This window comes from Citrobacter freundii complex sp. CFNIH2, from assembly GCF_002880615.1.
Taxonomy (GTDB): Bacteria; Pseudomonadota; Gammaproteobacteria; order Enterobacterales; family Enterobacteriaceae; genus Citrobacter_A; species Citrobacter_A amalonaticus_F.
Genome location: NZ_CP025757.1, coordinates 2,529,921 through 2,549,675, shown reverse-complemented (window position 1 = coordinate 2,549,675; position 19,755 = coordinate 2,529,921). Strand labels below are relative to the sequence as shown.

At 49.2% G+C, this 19,755-nt stretch carries 18 protein-coding genes and 1 other RNA gene; 13 read left to right on the top strand and 6 right to left on the bottom strand.

Going from position 1 to position 19,755, the window contains the following annotated elements:
• Window positions 1-139: 139 nt before the first annotated feature.
• On the bottom strand, window positions 140-1,840 hold the full coding sequence (locus tag WM46_RS12590) for an SgrR family transcriptional regulator (protein ID WP_102602425.1): 1,701 nt from the start codon (window positions 1,838-1,840) through the stop codon (window positions 140-142).
• A gap of 99 nt (window positions 1,841-1,939) precedes the next feature.
• On the opposite strand from WM46_RS12590, the gene cof reads away from it, so the two are divergent.
• Window positions 1,940-2,758, top strand: a complete 819-nt coding sequence (cof, locus tag WM46_RS12585; RefSeq protein WP_102602424.1) for an HMP-PP phosphatase — start codon at window positions 1,940-1,942, stop codon at window positions 2,756-2,758.
• Window positions 2,759-2,801: 43 nt separating this feature from the next.
• On the opposite strand, the gene WM46_RS12580 is transcribed toward cof, so the two are convergent.
• Entirely contained in the window at window positions 2,802-3,857 is a 1,056-nt protein-coding gene (locus WM46_RS12580; RefSeq protein WP_102602423.1) for a PLP-dependent cysteine synthase family protein, read from the bottom strand.
• Between the two features lie 112 nt (window positions 3,858-3,969).
• Between WM46_RS12580 and decR the strand changes: the two genes are divergently transcribed.
• From decR to amtB, 5 genes are all read left to right on the top strand, one after another.
• Window positions 3,970-4,428 carry a DNA-binding transcriptional regulator DecR gene (decR, locus tag WM46_RS12575; RefSeq protein WP_061076649.1) on the top strand — a complete coding sequence of 153 codons (459 nt, stop codon included), beginning with the start codon at window positions 3,970-3,972 and terminating at the stop codon, window positions 4,426-4,428.
• A 45-nt stretch (window positions 4,429-4,473) separates the two neighbouring features.
• Entirely contained in the window at window positions 4,474-6,246 is a 1,773-nt protein-coding gene (locus WM46_RS12570; protein ID WP_102602422.1) for a SmdA family multidrug ABC transporter permease/ATP-binding protein, read from the top strand.
• Complete coding sequence (locus WM46_RS12565; protein ID WP_102602421.1) at window positions 6,239-8,017, top strand: SmdB family multidrug efflux ABC transporter permease/ATP-binding protein; 1,779 nt, start codon at window positions 6,239-6,241, stop codon at window positions 8,015-8,017. Before WM46_RS12570 ends, WM46_RS12565 begins: the two co-directional genes overlap by 8 nt.
• Before the next feature lie 223 nt (window positions 8,018-8,240).
• Window positions 8,241-8,579 carry a P-II family nitrogen regulator gene (gene glnK / locus WM46_RS12560; RefSeq protein WP_002891893.1) on the top strand — a complete coding sequence of 113 codons (339 nt, stop codon included), beginning with the start codon at window positions 8,241-8,243 and terminating at the stop codon, window positions 8,577-8,579.
• Window positions 8,580-8,610: 31 nt separating this feature from the next.
• A complete protein-coding gene (amtB, locus tag WM46_RS12555; protein ID WP_061076652.1) occupies window positions 8,611-9,897 on the top strand; it encodes an ammonium transporter AmtB in 1,287 nt (428 codons plus the stop codon).
• A 73-nt stretch (window positions 9,898-9,970) separates the two neighbouring features.
• Here amtB and tesB read toward each other — a convergent pair whose 3' ends face one another.
• Window positions 9,971-10,834, bottom strand: a complete 864-nt coding sequence (tesB, locus tag WM46_RS12550; protein ID WP_061076653.1) for an acyl-CoA thioesterase II — start codon at window positions 10,832-10,834, stop codon at window positions 9,971-9,973.
• 212 nt (window positions 10,835-11,046) lie between these two features.
• On the opposite strand from tesB, the gene WM46_RS12545 reads away from it, so the two are divergent.
• Window positions 11,047-11,616 (top strand): YbaY family lipoprotein, encoded by a 570-nt coding sequence (locus tag WM46_RS12545; RefSeq protein WP_044267638.1) that lies wholly within the window; start codon window positions 11,047-11,049, stop codon window positions 11,614-11,616.
• Between the two features lie 31 nt (window positions 11,617-11,647).
• Here the strand turns inward: WM46_RS12545 and WM46_RS12540 are convergent, their stop codons facing one another.
• The gene (locus tag WM46_RS12540; RefSeq protein ID WP_061077988.1) at window positions 11,648-11,959 is read right to left on the bottom strand and encodes an MGMT family protein; all 312 of its coding nucleotides are present in this window, start codon (window positions 11,957-11,959) and stop codon (window positions 11,648-11,650) included.
• A gap of 162 nt (window positions 11,960-12,121) precedes the next feature.
• Here WM46_RS12540 and ffs point away from each other — a divergent pair.
• The 4 genes from ffs to WM46_RS12520 all read left to right on the top strand — a co-directional run bounded on the left by ffs (window position 12,122) and on the right by WM46_RS12520 (window position 15,333).
• Window positions 12,122-12,218, top strand: an RNA gene (ffs, locus tag WM46_RS12535) — signal recognition particle sRNA small type.
• Between the two features lie 109 nt (window positions 12,219-12,327).
• Window positions 12,328-13,398, top strand: coding sequence for a site-specific integrase (locus WM46_RS12530; protein ID WP_102602420.1), 1,071 nt, complete (start codon window positions 12,328-12,330; stop codon window positions 13,396-13,398).
• Window positions 13,399-14,063: 665 nt separating this feature from the next.
• On the top strand, window positions 14,064-14,573 hold the full coding sequence (locus tag WM46_RS12525; RefSeq protein ID WP_102602419.1) for a hypothetical protein: 510 nt from the start codon (window positions 14,064-14,066) through the stop codon (window positions 14,571-14,573).
• Between the two features lie 346 nt (window positions 14,574-14,919).
• The gene (locus tag WM46_RS12520) at window positions 14,920-15,333 is read left to right on the top strand and encodes a hypothetical protein (protein WP_262360477.1); all 414 of its coding nucleotides are present in this window, start codon (window positions 14,920-14,922) and stop codon (window positions 15,331-15,333) included.
• Window positions 15,334-15,521: 188 nt separating this feature from the next.
• Here the strand turns inward: WM46_RS12520 and WM46_RS12515 are convergent, their stop codons facing one another.
• Window positions 15,522-17,132 (bottom strand): hypothetical protein, encoded by a 1,611-nt coding sequence (locus WM46_RS12515; RefSeq protein ID WP_102602418.1) that lies wholly within the window; start codon window positions 17,130-17,132, stop codon window positions 15,522-15,524.
• Window positions 17,129-18,181: a nucleoid-associated protein gene (locus WM46_RS12510; protein ID WP_032082908.1), complete on the bottom strand. Its 1,053-nt coding sequence runs from the start codon at window positions 18,179-18,181 to the stop codon at window positions 17,129-17,131. The genes WM46_RS12515 and WM46_RS12510 overlap by 4 nt, the downstream gene beginning before the upstream one ends.
• A 386-nt stretch (window positions 18,182-18,567) precedes the next feature.
• Between WM46_RS12510 and WM46_RS12505 the strand changes: the two genes are divergently transcribed.
• Together WM46_RS12505 and WM46_RS12500 are read left to right on the top strand one after the other, a co-directional pair.
• The gene (locus WM46_RS12505) at window positions 18,568-19,188 is read left to right on the top strand and encodes a recombinase family protein (protein WP_187394488.1); all 621 of its coding nucleotides are present in this window, start codon (window positions 18,568-18,570) and stop codon (window positions 19,186-19,188) included.
• A 217-nt stretch (window positions 19,189-19,405) separates the two neighbouring features.
• Window positions 19,406-19,633, top strand: a complete 228-nt coding sequence (locus WM46_RS12500) for a DUF2188 domain-containing protein (RefSeq protein ID WP_032247720.1) — start codon at window positions 19,406-19,408, stop codon at window positions 19,631-19,633.
• Window positions 19,634-19,755 lie beyond the last annotated feature (122 nt).

Sequence of the window (19,755 nt, the reverse complement as noted above, 5' to 3'; positions counted from 1 at the left end):
CGGCAAGTCTGAGAATCTCCTGGCGTTTACCTAAGTAAATGACAGGGGTGAACAGACGTAGCCAATAAAGAGGCAGTTTGAAGGATGACGTGTATAAAGTCGCTATGGTAGCGCCAGAGTTGCCCGGCGACCAGCTTCTTCACGACGCGGGTGGCGGTAGCCAGGCTTCGGTGAACTCAAACCAGCCACGCGGATTCAACCGCACCCCGTTCACACCCGGCGGCGCGCTGATGCGGTAGTGATAGTTAAACAGCGGCGTCAGCGTGGCGTCATCCATCAGGCTGGCGAAAACTTGCCGCAGCGCGGCATAGCGATGATCCTCTTCCGGTCTGATTTGCAGCGCATCCAGCGTGGCCTGAAGATGGGAGAACGCTGGCGCATCAAGCACGTGCGGCCAGAGTGAATCACAGCGTAACCACTGTTCGAGAGTATACTCGGGCGCTTCGCCAATCAGGCGGTCTCCCATCATCAGATCCGCTTCGGCAAGCCGTTGGCAGCCATCCCAGGTTTTCGCGTTATGAAAAATCAGCGTCAGTTCGCAGCCCAGGGTTGCCAGCGTGTGGCGCAGGTGCTCTGCCATGGTATGCAGTTCAACCGGCAGGTGATAAACCAGCGTCATCTTTTTCGGCAGTTCAACCGGTTCCAGCCCTTCCCACTGCGGGATTTCCCAGCCAGGCAACAGTTCGTTGCAGGGTGTAATCAGGTTTTCTCTCACATCCAGCGTTTGCAACAGCGAAGAACGATGAATAAGGCTGACCAGCCGACGAGCCTGCAGTGGCGTCAGGCGGGGGTTTTTTTTTAGCGCGAGATAGCAAAAACCGAGGCTGATGCCGGTACTCACCGGACTCACCGTAGCGAGCTCTTCGGGTTTGCCAATGGTTATCTGCACCGGATGGCGACAGCTGGTACCCAGATCCTGCTCAAAAAGCTGAGGGGTGATCCAGTATTCAATGGCTTTCAGCAGCGGATGTACGAGATGGTAATGATCATGGCTTTCCAGACGTACCAGTTCCGGCGTAAACAGCGTCAGACGAAAAGGCCCCGTCCCAATGACGGGATGTTCCGGATGTGCCAGCAGGCTGCCGTAGCTTGCCAGCCGATGCGCCAGCCAGAAATCCGGGCGGTGCAGGATAAACGTCAGGCACTGAGGATGTGTCACCTCAATGTTCTTCACGCTGATAAACAGCCGGTTCAGTGCCGGGAGTTCGCGCAACATTAGCAGTCGCTGATGCAGTTGCGCGGTCTCTACCGCGTCGCCGTTGTGCCAGAACAGGGTTGAACGAATATAAAAATCCCAGCGCAACCCGTCGGCGGAGATGTCCCAGTGGTGGGCTAAATCCCCGCAGGGAAGCTGGGTCTGGCTGTCAAAACGGGTCAGGCCGGAGAAAATCTGCCCCGCCAGATGTTGCTCGGCGCGACCGGGAAGAAAACCAGAATGCAGCGGTTCAAGCTGACGGTAATAGGGAATACGCAGCGTGGGCGTGTCGTTTTGCCATTGACCCCCCATAAAGGGCTGCAGCATGGCCCGCAGTTCACCAGGCGCCAGTTGTGCCAGCTCCAGTACGCTAAGCTGTTGACCCTTTTCCAGCGCCTGTTCCATCATCGCCGTGCGCAATGATTCCGGGGTCACCAGAAAACGCAGTTGCCCGCGCTTACCGCGCCCGGACTGCGCCTCCCAGACCAGCCAACCTGATTCCTGCGCCTGGCGCAACAACGTGCGGACGTGCCGCTCGCTACAGAAGCAGCGTTCGGCCAGTTCTCCGACGGTCACGTTCTGCGGTTCGCCATTAGAAGGCTGCCAGAGTCGCTGGTACTGATTAAGCCGGTTGAGAAGTCGCATATAAACCCGGAACAATTCCTTTTATCTATTCACTATTACTTCCGTATATATCAGGTAATACTCAATCACAAGTTAATCCGTCACAGAGTGGAGAAAGAGATGGCGCGCCTGGCTGCATTTGATATGGATGGCACCCTGTTGATGCCAAATCACCTTTTGGGGGATGAAACGCTCTCCACCCTGGCGCGACTGCGCGAACGCGACATAACTCTGACGTTTGCCACCGGGCGTCATGTGCTGGAAATGCGCCATATTCTCGGCACCTTTTCACTCGATGCTTTTCTGATTACCGGCAACGGGACGCGTATCCACTCGCTGGAAGGTGAGGTGTTGCACCGTCAGGATCTGGCTCCGGCTGTTGCTGAGATCGTCCTGCATCAGCGCTGGGACACACAGGCGAGCATGCATGTCTTCAACGATAACGGCTGGTTTACCGGACAAGAGATCCCCGAGATGCTGCACGCCCACGTCTATAGCGGGTTTCGCTATCAGATTGTGGATGTTGCGCGTATCCCGGCAGATCGGGTGACCAAAGTTTGCTTCTGTGGCGATCACGACGATCTGACGCGGCTGAAAATTCAGCTTGAAGAGGTGTTAGGCGCGCGAGCTCATCTTTGCTTCTCTGCGGTCGATTGCCTGGAAGTGCTGCCGGTGGGCTGTAACAAAGGTTCTGCACTGGAGGTACTGAGCGGGCATCTTGGCCTGTCGATGGCGGAATGTATGGCGTTTGGCGACGCCATGAACGATCGCGAAATGCTCGGCAGCGTCGGGCACGGCCTGATCATGGGCAATGCCATGCCGCAACTTATTGCCGAACTTCCTCATTTACCGGTGATTGGTCATTGTCGCAATCAGGCGGTATCACACTTTTTGACACATTGGCTGGACTATCCAAATCGACCTTATTCCCCCGAATGAGAGACCCTACCAGCACCGGGCGTTCAGCCCGGTTTTTTTTGATTTAATTCACATTCAGCAACCGGGCGAGTTCGGCTTTCGACGCAGTGAGATCGCCAATATGGGTGCTTACCCATTCAGCATGGTAGTAGGTGTCCAGATAGCGCTCGCCGCTGTCGCACAGCAACGTCACCAGCGAGCCGGTTTCTCCGGCTTCGCGCATGCGGGCGGCGAGTTGCAGCATGCCCCACATGTTGGTGCCTGTTGAGGCTCCCACTTTGCGGCCCAACTGCGTTTCCAGCCAGTGAGCGGTCGCCACGCTGGCAGCATCAGGGACGCGCAACATCTCATCGACCACGTCGGCAATGAATGACGGTTCGACGCGCGGACGGCCAATCCCCTCAATTTTACTGCCGACAGGGCTGCGCAGCGTAGCATCACGCGTTTGCCAGTAAGGCAGGAAAACCGAGTTTTCCGGGTCCACCACCATCAATTTTGTATCGTAACCCTGGCAGCGGATGTAGCGGCCAATGGTCGCGGAGGTCCCGCCGGTTCCGGCGCTCATCACAATGTGTTTCGGTACGGGATGCGGTTCGCACTGCATCTGGCGGAAGATGCTGTCGGCGATATTGTTGTTACCGCGCCAGTCGGTGGCGCGTTCGGCATAGGTGAACTGATCCATATAATGGCCGTTCAACTCGTGCGCCAGCTGTTCTGACGCAGCATAAATCTCGCAGGCGCTGTCCACGAAATGGCAGCGGCCACCGTAAAATTCAATCTGCTCGATTTTCCGTTTGGCCGTGCAGGCGGGCATGACGGCGATAAACGGCAGTCCCAGCAGACGGGCGAACCAGGCTTCGGATACCGCCGTTGATCCGGAAGAGGATTCGATAATGGTTGTGCCTTCCTTAATCCAGCCGTTGCACAACCCATAAATGAACAGCGAACGCGCCAGTCGGTGCTTCAGGCTACCGGTCGGGTGGGTGCTTTCATCTTTCAGATAGAGCTGGATCCCCGGAAAAGCGGGTAACGGCAGGCGGATAAGATGGGTATCAGCCGAGCGCTGATAATCCGCGTTAATCTCATTGATGGCATTTTTAACCCAGGTGCTGTTCATCATTAATATCCATTTGTCATTTTGTGCCAAGAGTAACGAAAAGCACGGAAAAAATTGTTGCCATTTAACCTTTAAAATAGAATGTAAGGAGAAAATTCTTCTCTGAGGTGCCGGTATGTTAGATAAAATTGACCGTAAGCTACTTGCATTGATGCAGCAGGACTGCACCCTCTCTTTGCAGGCGCTGGCGGATGCCGTTAATCTGACCACCACACCCTGCTGGAAGCGCCTCAAACGCCTGGAAGACGATGGCATTCTGCTGGGAAAAGTCGCGCTGCTTGACCCGGAAAAACTGGGATTGGGGTTAACTGCCTTTGTGCACATCAAAACCCAGCATCACAGCAGTGACTGGTATTGCCGCTTCGTGACGGTGGTCAGTGAGATGCCGGAGGTGCTGGGCTTCTGGCGCATGGCCGGTGAATACGATTACCTGATGCGGGTCCAGGTGGCCGATATGAAGCGCTATGACGACTTCTACAAACGTCTGGTAAACAGCGTTCCCGGTCTGTCGGACGTCACGTCGAGCTTTGCCATGGAACAGATTAAATACACCACTGCGCTGCCAATCGAATAACTCTCCCGGCACGATTTGCCGGAAAATCAGGTCAGGACATAATACGTGCGATTATTTGCTCAATTAAGCTGGTATTTTCGCCGGGAGTGGCGTCGCTACCTCGGGGCGGTTGCCTTGCTTATCCTCATCGCTATTCTGCAACTCATTCCGCCAAAAGTGGTCGGTATTGTGGTGGATGGCGTATCCACACAACACTTTACGCCGCAACAGGTCATGATGTGGATTGGTACCATCGCCCTGATTGCCGTTGTGGTTTATCTGTTGCGCTACGTCTGGCGCGTGCTGCTGTTTGGTGCTTCTTACCAACTGGCGGTGGAGCTACGCGAAGATTATTACCGCCAGCTCAGTCGCCAGCATCCTGAATTTTATCTGCGCCACCGTACCGGTGATTTAATGGCCCGCGCCACCAATGACGTCGATCGCGTGGTCTTTGCCGCAGGGGAAGGGGTTCTGACGCTGGTGGATTCGCTGGTGATGGGCTGCGCGGTGCTGATTGTGATGTCCACACAGATCAGCTGGCAGCTCACGTTGTTTGCCCTGCTACCGATGCCGGTGATGGCGCTGATGATCAAACGCTACGGCGATCGTCTGCATGATCGTTTCAGACTGGCGCAGGCGGCGTTCTCCAGTCTCAATGACCGTACCCAGGAGAGTCTGACCAGCATTCGCATGATCAAAGCCTTTGGTCTGGAGGATCGGCAGTCCGCGTTGTTTGCGGCTGACGCAGAAGATACCGGGAAGAAAAACATGCGCGTGGCGCGCATTGATGCCCGCTTTGATCCGACGATTTATATCGCCATCGGCACGGCGAACCTGCTGGCTATCGGCGGCGGCAGTTGGATGGTCGTGCAAGGCTCGCTAACGCTGGGACAACTGACCAGCTTCATGATGTACCTCGGGTTGATGATTTGGCCGATGCTGGCGCTGGCGTGGATGTTTAACATCGTGGAGCGCGGCAGCGCGGCTTATGGCCGTATTCGCGCGATGCTGGCCGAAGCGCCGGTGGTGAATGATGGGAGCGAACCGGTGCCGGAAGGGCGGGGCGAGCTGGCGGTGGCGATCCGCGCGTTCAGCTATCCGCAAACCACGCATCCGACGCTGGAAAACGTCAATTTTCAGCTTAAGCCTGGGCAGATGCTGGGCATCTGCGGGCCGACCGGCGCGGGTAAAAGTACCGTGCTGTCGCTGATTCAGCGCCATTTCGATATCGCCCTGGGGGACATTCGCTTTCATGACATTCCTCTGCCGCGCCTGCAACTGGACAGCTGGCGCAGCCGGCTGGCGGTGGTCAGTCAGACGCCATTCCTGTTTTCGGATACCGTGGCTAATAACATTGCGCTGGGCTGCCCCAGCGCCACGCAACAGGACATTGAACATGTGGCGCGTTTAGCCAGCGTACATGAGGATATTCTTCGCCTGCCGCAGGGCTACGATACCGAAGTCGGCGAGCGCGGCGTGATGCTCTCCGGCGGGCAGAAACAGCGTATCTCCATTGCGCGGGCGCTGTTGCTGAATGCCGAAATCCTGATCCTGGACGATGCCCTGTCGGCGGTGGATGGGCGAACAGAGCATCAGATCCTGCACAATCTGCGTCAGTGGGGAGAAGGGCGAACGGTGATCATCAGCGCGCATCGTCTCTCGGCGCTGACCGAAGCGAGCGAAATTATCGTGATGCAGCATGGGCATATCGCGCAGCGCGGCGATCACGAGGCACTGGTGCAGCAGCCGGGCTGGTATCGCGATATGTACCGTTATCAGCAACTGGAAGCGGCGCTTGATGAGGTGCCGGAAAATAACGAGGAGGCGGCAAATGCGTAGTTTTGGGCAGTTATGGCCGACCCTCAAACGTCTGCTGGCCTATGGATCGCCGTGGCGAAAACCGTTAGGTGTTGCGGTGATTATGCTGTGGGTCGCGGCGGCCGCAGAAGTCAGTGGGCCGCTGCTGATCAGCTACTTCATCGACAACATGGTGGCTAAAAATAATCTGCCGCTGGGGATAGTGGCCGGGCTGATTGCCGCCTATCTCGGGCTGCAGATCCTCGCCGCCAGCCTGCACTATGCTCAGTCGCTGTTGTTTAACCGCGCAGCAGTCGGCGTGGTGCAGCAATTGCGTACCGACGTGATGGATGCCGCGCTGCGTCAGCCGTTGAGTGAATTTGACACACAGCCCGTCGGACAGCTCATTTCGCGCGTCACCAACGATACCGAAGTGATTCGCGATCTGTATGTCACGGTAGTGGCGACGGTTCTGCGCAGCGCTGCCCTGATTGGTGCGATGCTGGTGGCGATGTTCAGTCTCGACTGGCGCATGGCGCTGGTGGCGATCCTGATCTTCCCGGCGGTGCTGGTGGTGATGATTATCTATCAGCGTTACAGCACGCCGATTGTCCGCCGCGTGCGGGCTTATCTCGCCGATATCAACGACGGCTTCAACGAAATCATCAATGGCATGAGCGTGATTCAGCAGTTTCGCCAGCAGGCGCGCTTTGGTGAACGCATGGGCGAAGCCAGCCGCTCGCATTATCTGGCGCGTATGCAGACGCTGCGTTTAGATGGCTTCTTATTGCGACCTCTGCTGAGCCTGTTTTCCGCGCTCATTCTCTGTGGCCTGCTGATGCTGTTCAGTTTTACGTCGGCAGGGACAATAGAAGTCGGGGTGCTCTACGCCTTTATCAGTTATCTGGGACGCCTGAATGAACCGCTGATCGAACTGACCACCCAGCAGTCGATGTTGCAGCAGGCCGTGGTGGCCGGGGAGCGTGTGTTTGAACTGATGGACGGGCCGCGCCAGCGTTACGGGCAGGACCCGCGCCCGCTGGCGTCCGGGCAGATTGACGTTGAGGATGTGTCGTTCGCCTATCGCGACGATAATCTGGTGCTGCAAAATGTCACTCTTTCCGTACCGTCCCGCAGTTTTGTCGCGCTGGTGGGGCATACCGGCAGCGGTAAAAGTACTCTCGCCAGCCTGTTGATGGGTTACTACCCGCTAAGTCAGGGGGAGATTCGCCTTGACGGCCGTCCATTACATTCGCTGAGTCACAGCGTGTTACGTCAGGGCGTGGCGATGGTACAGCAGGATCCGGTGGTGATGGCGGATTCATTCCTGGCGAACGTGACGCTGGGACGGGATATCACCGAAGAGCAGGTGTGGCAGGCGCTGGAGACGGTGCAACTGGCAGCGCTGGCGCGTGGGATGAGTGAAGGCATTCATACCCAACTTGGCGAGCAGGGAAACACCCTCTCTGTCGGGCAGAAACAACTGCTGGCGCTGGCGCGAGTGCTGGTGGCAACGCCGCAGATCCTGATCCTCGATGAAGCGACCGCCAGCATCGATTCCGGTACCGAGCAGGCTATTCAGCATGCGCTGGCCGCCGTGCGCGAACACACCACGCTGGTAGTGATTGCACACCGACTGTCGACCATTGTCGAGGCGGACACCATTCTGGTGCTTCATCGTGGACAGGCGGTAGAGCGTGGTACTCACCAACAACTGCTTGCGGCGCAAGGGCGCTACTGGCAGATGTATCAGCTCCAGCTTGCCGGCGAGGAGCTGGCGGCCAGCGTTCGCGAGGAGTCGCTTCCCGCCTGATGCACCGCCGCTGCCGGGTCGCTTCGGCGGTGGTGCAAAAATGTAACGCATCATGCACTATCATGGTGCGTTTTTCTTTTCCCGCTCCGTGTTCCTTTCTGAATTGCCCGCCAGACGGCCTGTAGAACAGACATCGGCTCCGCTTTTTCAATTCTGGCATACCCCTTGCAATACCTCAGTCGTGTAGTCGCACCATATGCCGAATTCTGACTGGAGGGGATCTATGAAGCTGGTTACCGTGGTAATCAAACCGTTCAAACTGGAAGACGTTCGCGAAGCGCTCTCTTCTATTGGTATTCAAGGGCTGACCGTCACCGAAGTGAAAGGGTTCGGACGTCAGAAGGGTCATGCCGAGTTATATCGGGGTGCAGAGTACAGCGTCAACTTCCTGCCTAAAGTGAAGATTGATGTGGCCATTGCCGACGACCAACTGGATGAAGTGATCGATGTCATCAGCAAGGCGGCCTACACCGGAAAAATTGGCGACGGCAAAATTTTCGTCGCGGAGCTGCAACGCGTCATTCGTATTCGCACCGGCGAAGCTGACGAAGCGGCGCTGTAAAGCCTGGCACACAGTAACGGGAAACGACAAAATGAAGATAGCAACGATGAAAACGGGCCTTGCTTCGCTGGCGCTGCTGCCAGGTCTCGCGATGGCTGCTCCGGCAGTGGCGGATAAAGCCGATAACGCCTTTATGATGATTTGTACCGCGCTGGTGCTGTTTATGACCATACCGGGTATCGCTCTGTTCTACGGCGGTTTGATCCGCGGGAAGAACGTCCTGTCGATGCTGACGCAGGTCACCGTCACCTTTGCGCTGGTGTGCATCATGTGGGTGGTGTTTGGCTATTCACTGGCGTTCGGCGAAGGGAACAGCTTCTTCGGTAACTTCAACTGGGTGATGTTGAAAAACATTGAACTGACCGCCGTAATGGGCAGTATCTACCAGTATATTCACGTTGCTTTCCAGGGATCGTTTGCCTGTATTACCGTCGGTCTGATCGTCGGTTCGCTGGCGGAACGCATTCGTTTCTCTGCCGTCCTGATCTTCGTGGTGGTCTGGCTGACCCTTTCCTACATTCCGATTGCCCATATGGTGTGGGGCGGCGGCCTGTTGGGATCGCACGGTGCGCTGGACTTTGCCGGTGGTACCGTCGTGCATATCAACGCCGCCATTGCTGGCCTGGTGGGGGCCTACCTGATTGGCAAACGTGTGGGCTTCGGCAAAGAGGCGTTCAAACCGCATAACCTGCCGATGGTCTTTACCGGTACGGCGATCCTCTATATCGGTTGGTTTGGCTTTAACGCCGGTTCCGCAGGGACGGCGAACGAAATTGCCGCGCTGGCCTTTGTGAACACCGTTGTTGCCACGGCCGCCGCGATTCTCGGCTGGATCTTCGGCGAGTGGGCGCTGCGCGGTAAACCGTCTCTGTTGGGCGCATGCTCAGGGGCGATTGCCGGTCTGGTTGGCGTAACGCCTGCCTGTGGTTACATCGGTGTCGGTGGCGCGTTAATCATTGGCGTGGTGGCTGGCGTGGCCGGGCTGTGGGGCGTGACCATGCTCAAACGTCTGCTGCGTGTTGATGACCCGTGTGATGTGTTCGGCGTTCACGGCGTCTGCGGGATTGTCGGTTGTATTCTTACCGGGGTCTTTGCCTCAAGCGCGCTGGGCGGTGTGGGCTTTGCGGAAGGGGTGACGATGGGGCATCAGCTGCTGGTGCAGCTTGAGAGCATCGCCATCACGATCGTCTGGTCTGGCGTCGTGGCCTTCATCGGCTACAAGCTCGCGGATATGACCGTCGGTCTGCGCGTACCGGAAGAGCAAGAGCGCGAAGGGCTGGATGTGAACAGCCACGGCGAGAATGCCTACAACGCATAACAGAAAGATGCCCGGTTAACGTAACCGGGCAACGCGGGATACCGCCGGATGCGCAGCCATGCCATCCGGCTTTTTATTCGTTGTGATTACGCATCACCCCTTCCTGCACGGTCGAGGCCACCAGTTTGCCATCCTGCGTGTAAAACTCGCCGCGGACAAATCCGCGCGCGCTGGAGGCCGACGTGCTTTCCACGCTGTACAGCAGCCATTCATTCAAATCAAACGGACGGTGGAACCACATGGAATGATCGATCGTGGCAATCTGAATCCCTTTTTCCAGGAAACCAATGCCGTGAGGTTGCAGGGCAACGGGCAGGAAATTGAGATCGGAGGCGTAGCCCAACAGATACTGATGGACGCGAATGTCGTTGGGCAACGCACCGTTCGCACGGATCCACACCTGGCGCGTGGGTTCTGCCACATGGCCTTTTAACGGGTTATGAAACTCAACGGGACGTACTTCCAGCGGGCGATCGCAGAGAAATTTATCTTTTAAAATCGGCGGCAGCAGATGCGCGACTGTCCGGGCAATGTCGGTTTCTGATGTTAATCCTTCCGGCGCGGGGGCGTGCGGCATGGTTTTTTGATGTTCGAAACCGGGCTCCGGCGCCTGGAATGAGGCAGTCATATAAAAGATAGGCTTCCCGTTCTGGATAGCGGCAACGCGGCGGGCGCTGAAGCTGTTGCCGTCGCGCAGGACTTCAACGTCATAAATAATCGGTCGCTGACTATCGCCAGGGCGTAAAAAATAGCTGTGAAACGAGTGGACCAGGCGTTCTTCCGGTACTGTTTCTTTCGCCGCATATAGCGCCTGACCGACGACCTGTCCACCAAATACCTGGCGCAACCCTAAGTCTTCACTTTGGCCCCGAAAGAGTCCTTCCTCAATTTTTTCCAGATTCAACAATGTCAGCAAATTGTTCAGTGCCTGACTCATACATGCTCTCCAGGTAACAACGACGCCGAAGCGAGATAGGCAGAGTATAACGCAATTTTGGAAGTGGTCCGATGGGTGCAATAGTCTGAAAAACTGGCCAATTCCAGGCAAAAATAAGTGATATGTGCCACACTTAGCTACGTTACGTTTTTGTTAACCACTCTTCCGGCGGGAGGAAAACCCGCTGGTGCAGAGATGATAAGGAGAATTTAATGAAGCTCATGCACATGGTAAGTGGTTTAGCGGTTGCGGTTGCTCTGGCTGCCTGCGCGGATAAAAGCGCGGATATCCAGACGCCAGCGCCGAACCCAAACACTTCAGCAACGGCCACACAGCCTGCTATTCAGCAACCTAATGTCTCGGGTACCGTATGGATCCGTCAGAAAGTGGCATTGCCGCCTGACGCCGTGCTGACCGTGACCCTGTCGGATGCGTCGCTCGCCGATGCCCCGTCGAAAGTTCTGTCCCAGAAAGCGGTTCGTACCGAAGGGAAACAGGCGCCATTCAGCTTCGTTCTGCCGTTTAACCCGGCTGACGTGCAGCCGAATGCCCGCATTCTGCTGAGTGCGGCAATTACGGTGAATGACAAACTGGTGTTTATTACCGATACCGTTCAGCCGGTCATCAACCAGGGCGGCACGAAAGCCGATCTGACTCTGGTACCGGTACAGCAGACGGAAGTTCCTGTGCAGGCAAGCGGTGGGGCAGCGACGACAGTGCCTTCAACCTCGCCAACGCAGGTCAACCCGTCTTCAGCGGTGCCTGCCCCGACGCAGTACTAAGGCCTGTCTGACCCTCTCCACCCGGAGAGGGTCAATAATTCCAGCGATACCGCTGTAAATCGATCAGCCCGCTCCCGGACACTACAATACCTTCCGCCAGTAATGCCTGCCGTTGTCGCTGTAGATCGGGACCGGTGAGTGAAATCGCGCCGTGCCGATTCACCACCCGATGCCAGGGCAGGGTGCTGCCTTCAGGTAAACGTTTGAGTACGCCGCCGACCTGTCTGGCCGCGCGCGGAGAGCCTGCGAGCATCGCGACGTCGCCATAAGTGGTGACACAGCCTTCGGGAATGGAGGCAACAATTTGCCAGACGCGCTGAGGGAAAGTGTCTTGTCTGTCCATGGTCTCTTCCTGCGGTAATCCTTCAGCATAATCTGGAATGGCGGGCGCGGGAAGTTCCATTGCGCAAGAAACCAGCATCTGACCGCCGATAGCTTGCAATTACAGGGGGCAGCAGTGATAATGCGCCTGCGCGTTGGTTAACAACGCTCTCAATGGGGGCTCTGTTGGTTCTCCCGCAACGCTACTCTGTTTACCAGGTCAGGTCCGGAAGGAAGCAGCCAAGGCAGATGACGCGTGTGCCGGGATGTAGCTGGCAGGGCCCCCACCCATTTCTGGGTAAGTACTTGATAGATAATGTCTAAAGTACTGAAGTCTCTCCTCCATAGCCTTAGTGGTACAAAAACTGTGTATCACCAGTAGGCTGCACGATGTCCCTTATGCTCTCCCGTCATGGGATCTGGTATTACCGTAAAGTTAACGTTTTACCCTGTGGTAAACGCCGTGAGTTTCGTCGTTCGTTAGGCACTCGTTCAAAGACTGAAGCGACAAAGCGATCTTTACGCTTTGCAGATCGCCCTTGGCTGATTACTGAAACTGTCAGTCCTACAATCGGTATGAGCCAAACCCCTCAATCAGAATTGTCATTCCAAGAGCTAAAATTACAGGCTGTACAGTATGTTGAGTTTAAAAACCTTGAAGTTTGCGAGAGGGAAGCCGCTTCTATCAAACGCTGTATTGATAAGTACTTTAGCTTCACTGATCAGGTGTTTAAGCGTAGCAGGGCTGCTGAATTCATTAGCGGGCTGGATGTCGCGATTCCTACAAAGAACAAATATGTTAAGAAAATCAGTGGTTTTTTCCGATGGCTGAAACACCGTACTGACTATGATTTTCAAAATCCCTTTGAGGGGTTGCTCCAAAAGGATCGCGAGCCAGTTTCCCAAAAGCGAGAAGCATATACCTCTGCTCAGATCAGATGCCTAGAGAATGGGATCAGTACCTTACCCGACTGGAAGAGATGGATTATTTTGCTTGGTCGATTTACGGGGATGAGAGCTAATGAAATTTGTCAACTATATCATGGTGATATCTTAAAAAATGAGGGAAGGTGGTGCATCAGGATTGATGATCGTCATGATGGACAGGTGGTCAAAACGGAGAACAGTAAACGTACAATACCAATTCATCAAAAATTGATAGATATAGGATTTTTGGTGTATGTACAGAAACAGAAGGGCAGACTGTTCCCGCAGTTAACTTTCTATAAAGGGTCATACAGCCACTACTTCACTCGCTGGTTTAGCGGTTATCGCAAAAAATTAGGGGTTCCAGAGTTTCATTCACTGCGACATTACATTGCCACTAAGTTAAAAAACGCTGGTGTAGTGGAGCATTATGCTGCTGCATTCTTAGGACATGCAGATAATTCAATCACATACAAAAGATATGGTAAATCAGTCGCGGTTTCTCAACTATATGATCTATTGGAATATATTTGATTCGTACTAAGCAGCCTCTTCGCTGAGAGCCTGCTTAGTGACGGGAGAGCATAAGGGACATCGTGCAGCCTACTGGTGATACACAGTTTTTGTACCACTAAGGCTATGGAGGAGAGACTTCAGTACTTTAGACATTATCTATCAAGTACTTACCCAGAAATGGGTGGGGGCCCTGCCATCAGCCATTAGTACTAAATTGTGTTGGTTAATCAATTGGTTATAGTGGTAGTACTACAACAGTACTGTACCACTCTCGATAGTACCGTCCAGCACAAAATATTGCAAGGTAACGTTTTTGCAATGATTTATAGATGCTTTTTTCATATTTAATAGTCCAGTATTCCATTGGATCGTACTGTTGCATAAATGTCGGTACCACTGGGAAAGTACAAGAGTACATTTGAAATAATTAATGAATGTATCAGTAAAGAAGTATAAAGATACTCGCGAAACCATCGAAGAGCGTATCAGTTAGGAAGTACAGAGATAGTGCTAAAATCGATAAATGATTTTTTGATTCTCATAGTAATGAGATTGTCAAGAAAAACTTGCAACTATTCCTTGATTGGGGCAATTTTGCCCGTTAACATATAGCCAATCGAACATAAACAGCAGCCGTAGGAGGTTAACCATGAGATGATTTTTAATTTAGAGGAGTGTTAATCATGACAAAAAAGAAAGAACCGCATGAACTAAAACCACGTGGGCGGAAAGAAAAGGTACATCAGAATAACGACCTTCGTAGTCACCTAGCAGGGGTTAAAAATCTAAATCAGCTAACCAGTGCTGCACAAAACGTTATCAAGAAACATATTAGGACTTTGACTGAATCAAAAGGTTCTAAAAAAGGCATGGTGACAAAGAATATACTTATACTATTAACCATGATGGGTGATATTAGCAAAGACAAAACTAAATCAATGCTAGATAGTAGTGAACTATTCGAAGGTAATAATTATTCTAAATCGAGGGTGAACGATTATAAGAAAGTATTAACAGGTGTATCAAAAGAGCTATGGGGGATGTTTAAAGATGGTACACCGATTCGCACCGATGACCCAAAAGGCGGAGAATATCTTACTGGTGAAGAATTGTACAAGTTGACTCGCTTATTAGAGAGTAATCCAACGAAGAAAGAACTTTCGGATCTCATTAAAAAAATATATCCATCCTAAATTAGTATGATAGTGGGGTACTAACTCAGGCTGCATCGTACTAATACGGGTTAATCAGAGATTGAAACGACTTAATTAAGGTCATAGTAACCTAAAAAAACACTTCTGTAGTATGTTTTTTGGCTCTTTTTGGTTGTTTTTTGCACGATCCTGATTAAGTACCCCTTATATTAAAAATAATTAGATCTCGTAAATGCCTTACTTATATTAAGTCTCTAGAGAGCCTAACTCGCTTTGCTCGTTAGTCTCTTTAAGAACCAAAAATTAGATCGTAACGTTGCGTTTTTCTCGTAGTACTCGAAACAACGCAAGGCGTTACTACTCGCTCTCGTTGATTTTAACCATAATGGAACAATTACACAGATTTGCTCGAAATAGTAATCTTGTATCAGGGGGAAGAAATGATGATAAGAATATTGTCAGTACTCTTAACGACGATCCCATTAACTGCAATTGCGACTACGATTCCCATGGGAAACCAGAAAAGCCCTTTGTAATTGGTAATGAAGTTATTTGTCTGAAAGAAATCCAGAAGCAAATCACCCCTTATCTCAAATCTTTTGAAGAAGAAAGCGGGGTTAAGTACAAGTACAATGTTAAATCTGGTTTATCGTACAAAGATACTGTAGGGCTGCGGTTACAGATCAATCGTGTGGATTCGGGGTTGGATATGCGTGTTGCGGATCTTGATTATTACTGGTCACAGGAACGCGGCAGCTTGTGTCAACCAACATACATGGTAGTTGATCGTTCTCAATGAGCACGGTGCTAAATAAGGTCGCGGAAGCGGCCTTCATCGAGGACAATTGTAACGCTGATAACATTACTGGCCTTAAACAAAGAAAATTATAAAATTATAGTTTTCTTGCTTTTAGTGCTAAAAGTAAAGGAATCGTTTACGCAAATAAAAATAAAGGCTGTTTTTTTCTACACGAATTTAAATATCACTTAATTTCTATTTAGATCTTGATTTTGCAATTTCTGCTTTGTATTTTGTGGCTGTGGCTGAGTTTTTACCTCTTCCTCTAATTTATTACTCGGTGACATGTTATTATCTAAAAAAAACAACCCCAATACCACTATTGCAATAACAGCATTAAAACTATTCCAAATAATTGAAAATCTTTTCCGTCGGGACTCTATATATGCAGTGTCATCTGCTTTTAATTTTTCCGTATTAATTATGTTATTCAAATCGTCTTCATTAAGAAGATCTTTATATCTATTTTTGATTGTGTCATAACGGCTGAGTAATCTATCTTTTTCTTCCAATACTTCTTTATTTGTAAAATACCAATAAACAACAGAGAATAAAATAAACACCAGAGTTACAACTAGAGTTTCTAAGGTTACAGTTCCTCTATAACTATTAGATGTGATTATCTTAATGAGAAATACCGAAATAAAGAATGTTATAATACTCCAAAAACTAGTTTTGAAGGTGGAAAACATGTTTTTAGTAATGTCAGATGCCTTGTCTGATTGCCCAACGAGAAACTCAGAAATTTTATTTTTTATTTCAATGTATTGTTTTACATTATCCTTAAGGTAAATGTCATAGCCCGATTCTATGGACTTTAATGTGCCATGATTTATCGATGTCATACACTTATCCACCATATGAATGGATATTATATTTCGAGCAAGACCAATTTTATCTATGAAGTTGCCGCTATTATAGACCCACTTGTAAATATCGAAAAGCTCACTTGTGCTGTTATTGCTCATATCTTTTATTGCAATAACTTCACTGATTAGTCTATAACCTTTGAATTTATAATCAATATATAAATCACTACTAGCATTCTCAACTGAAATTTCAGATGTATCAGCGAGATAAACAATGAGAAAAGTTGTTAATAGAGAATCAAATGTGTTTTTTATATCAGAGTGAAAAGACCCTGAAGGGGACAGGAAAAAATCATCGGGAATGAATTTATATTGTGAATCATTTATAAAATGGCAGCTTTTATTTCTTTTTGAGATGATGGAATCCCGGGCTATGCTGAGAGTATTAGAACCAACCAAATCTTTTTGGCTAACAAATTTGATGGTTTCACTACCAAAGGAGTTAATGTCGTCCCAGACATTAAAAAGCAACTCCTTATGTAGATCAAAGCAGTTAAGATATGTCAGAATACTGGACATATTCGCCCCAAAGACATTTTTGATGAAATCATCAAAGTTAAATATATGTATTTTATTGTCTTTATCTAAGGCGATTTTTTTATCAATAGAAATGCAAATAATAATGGTATCATCAGTTTCTGAAAATTGAATAGCATTGTCAATTTTATCTTTAACTTGTTGAAGATCACTACAATATTCTGGGGAAATAAGAAGGGTGAATGAATCACAAGTCTCAAACTTAAAGTCAATTTCAATATCTAGATTGTTAGCTATGACTTCATTTGTTAATTCTTCCACCCGTTGAGAATAATCTTGATGGATAGTAGTTTCTAAAATACGATATTCAGCCTTAAATAAATGAAAGTTGTCGCAAGAAGAAACTTCTTGCGATGGCATGAATAAATCGGCTATTTTAGATACTATATTCATACGTTATCTTCTTTTCCTGCACTAAATTCTTCGTAACCAGTATCTGAGTAGATTTTCAGATATTTACCTAACGCATCTGATTCGGGAACAATTTTTTTACGGAAATCAGCAACTTCCCCGTTGATTCTTAATTCAATGTTGTCCGACAAAGCTATTGTTTTCTTTATTCTAGCACGAATTACATTTGGTTCTAATTGAAATTGCCTATCAAATTTCGAGTTTTTATGATCTGGTAATGCTTTAAATTTCTCGATTATTTGGTCGAAACGTTCATCAATAGCTGGGCTTTCTGGCTTATGTGAACGTACTTTCTCTACTAATTCATCGTATGCAAATTGCTCATTGTTTCTAAAGTAAGCAATAATGTCATTACGCATATACCAATAATCCACGGAAGAGTGCTTTTCTACTTCCCTTTTAAGAAAGTTTTCAATTGAACCAAACGCATTTTTTGTATTAAGTTCAGAACTTTGAAGTTCTACAGTACTGAGGAAGTTTTTCCACCAATATTCACTAATTGAAGCTCCACTATCCGATATAAGAATCTCTTCAACATCATATGTGTTGCTGAAGCTAACTAAACATGATTTTTGGAGCCTTTGACGATTAAGAGGAAGTCCTTTTTTGATTTTTGACTCTATCTCATCAAAAAAATCGCTATGTTCAATTTTAAGTATTACGAAATTGAAATTATTGTCACGAGAAAGTAATAAAATTAATAAGGCTCCTTTTTTAATTTTTTTCTTCATAGCCTTAATTTTATCTTGAGCATCTATTTCCACGGACAAAAGTTTTTCAGCAATTCCAAGTGTTCTCTTGTCCCACTCGTTTTGATCATTAACAAGCACGTTAAGATGAGCAGGGACAAATTCTTCTATTGCTCTGAATTTAAAGGATTTGCTGCGAGTATTTTCCAGTAACTCATCTAACAATTGGCCGCAATACTTCTGAAAATCGCCCTCACCGTGTTCAAGGTCTACCCTACTTGCTTCTGCCTGTTCTACGGATATGTTAAACATTGCGTGTGATATAACTTTAAGTTCACTCATTGCTGATAAGTCCTTATAAGAAATCAAATCACATCACTGGTTATTCATACAGTATATTCCGAATGAATCTATCTACCAGCACCTTTACAAAAAATTAGAAGAGGTTGTCACTAACATAAACACTGCCGACTGCGATACATCTAATTAAACATGAAAAATTCTCTATAAGCCAGACAGTTAGCTCGATTTGTCTATGCGTAAATGGATATTATTTCATTGGAAATAGTAACTTATTGTTATTGATGTGCAGTATTCCTAGTGCATCATATGTATACCTCAAGCAGACCTGCACAGATCTTCATTCAAAGTGGTTCATTAAATGAATTTTACAACCTAAAACAGACTGTATATAATGAACCATATAAAACAGACTGATGGTGAGTATCATGCGTGTATGGGCATATCTAAGAGCATCGACGAAAGAGCAAGATGCAGATAGGGCTTTGAAAGAGTTGGAGGCATTTGCTCATTCACATGATCTGAAAATATCAAAGTACTTTAAGGAAAATGAATCAGGTGCAAGCCTACAGCGGCCTCAATTGTTTTTACTCTTAGATATCGCGGAACGTGGCGACATTCTGCTCTGTGAGCAAATAGATCGTATAAGCCGACTTACCGCAGAGGACTGGAAAACCTTACGAGGACTAATCGAATCTAAAGGGATCAGGGTTGTATCGTTAGATTTGCCTACGAGCCATCAGCTTTTGCATGTTCAGGATGAGTTCACCGCTCGTATGTTTGAAGCAATGAATTCTATGATGCTCGATATGTTGGCGGCAATCAGTCGCAAGGACTATGAAGATCGCCGCAGACGACAAAAGCAGGGTATTGAAAAGGCCAAGAGAGAGAAAAAATATCGTGGTCGTCCAGTCGATGAGAGCTTACATCATAAAGTACAAGAACTACTGTCTGACGGTAAAAGCTGGAGCAAAATCCAAGCTTTGATCGGTTGTTCAAGGGCTACTATCGCAAAGGTGGCTAAAAGCTCATCTCTTACAGAAGAATAGTGGGTAATAAATGGCAGAGTTGGCCAGCACTGCCAGATTGTTAACGAATATAGCGGTATATGGTCAAGGAAGGGTACTTACAGTTTTGTAGTAAACGAATCCTTTCGATATCTATTCACGTTTTGTGATGAAAATCAACTTTAACACAATATGTAGTATTGAGTGGTTTGTTTGAACGCTATATGCTGATTTTTCTATGGAAATAGAGGGTTCGATAATGGGTAAAGATCAGCATGTTGTTCCTCATGATGGAGGTTGGGCTGTTAAGGGGGCAGGAAACAGTAAAGCGACCTCCGTTCACCCAACAAAGCAATCTGCGGTAGACGCTGCAAGAGGGATTGCTACAAACCAAAAAAGTGAGCTTGTGATCCATAACAAGGATGGCAGGATCGCAAAAAAAGATTCGCATGGTAACGATCCTTGTCCACCAAAGGATAAGAAGTAACTGAATAAGGGGCTTGTCGCCCCTTTTTTATGCACATCGGGAAAGTACTTCCGACACTATAACTTTCGAAAAGTACATGTCATGTCCCCAACCCTGAAGGCACGTTACCTTGCAATATTTTG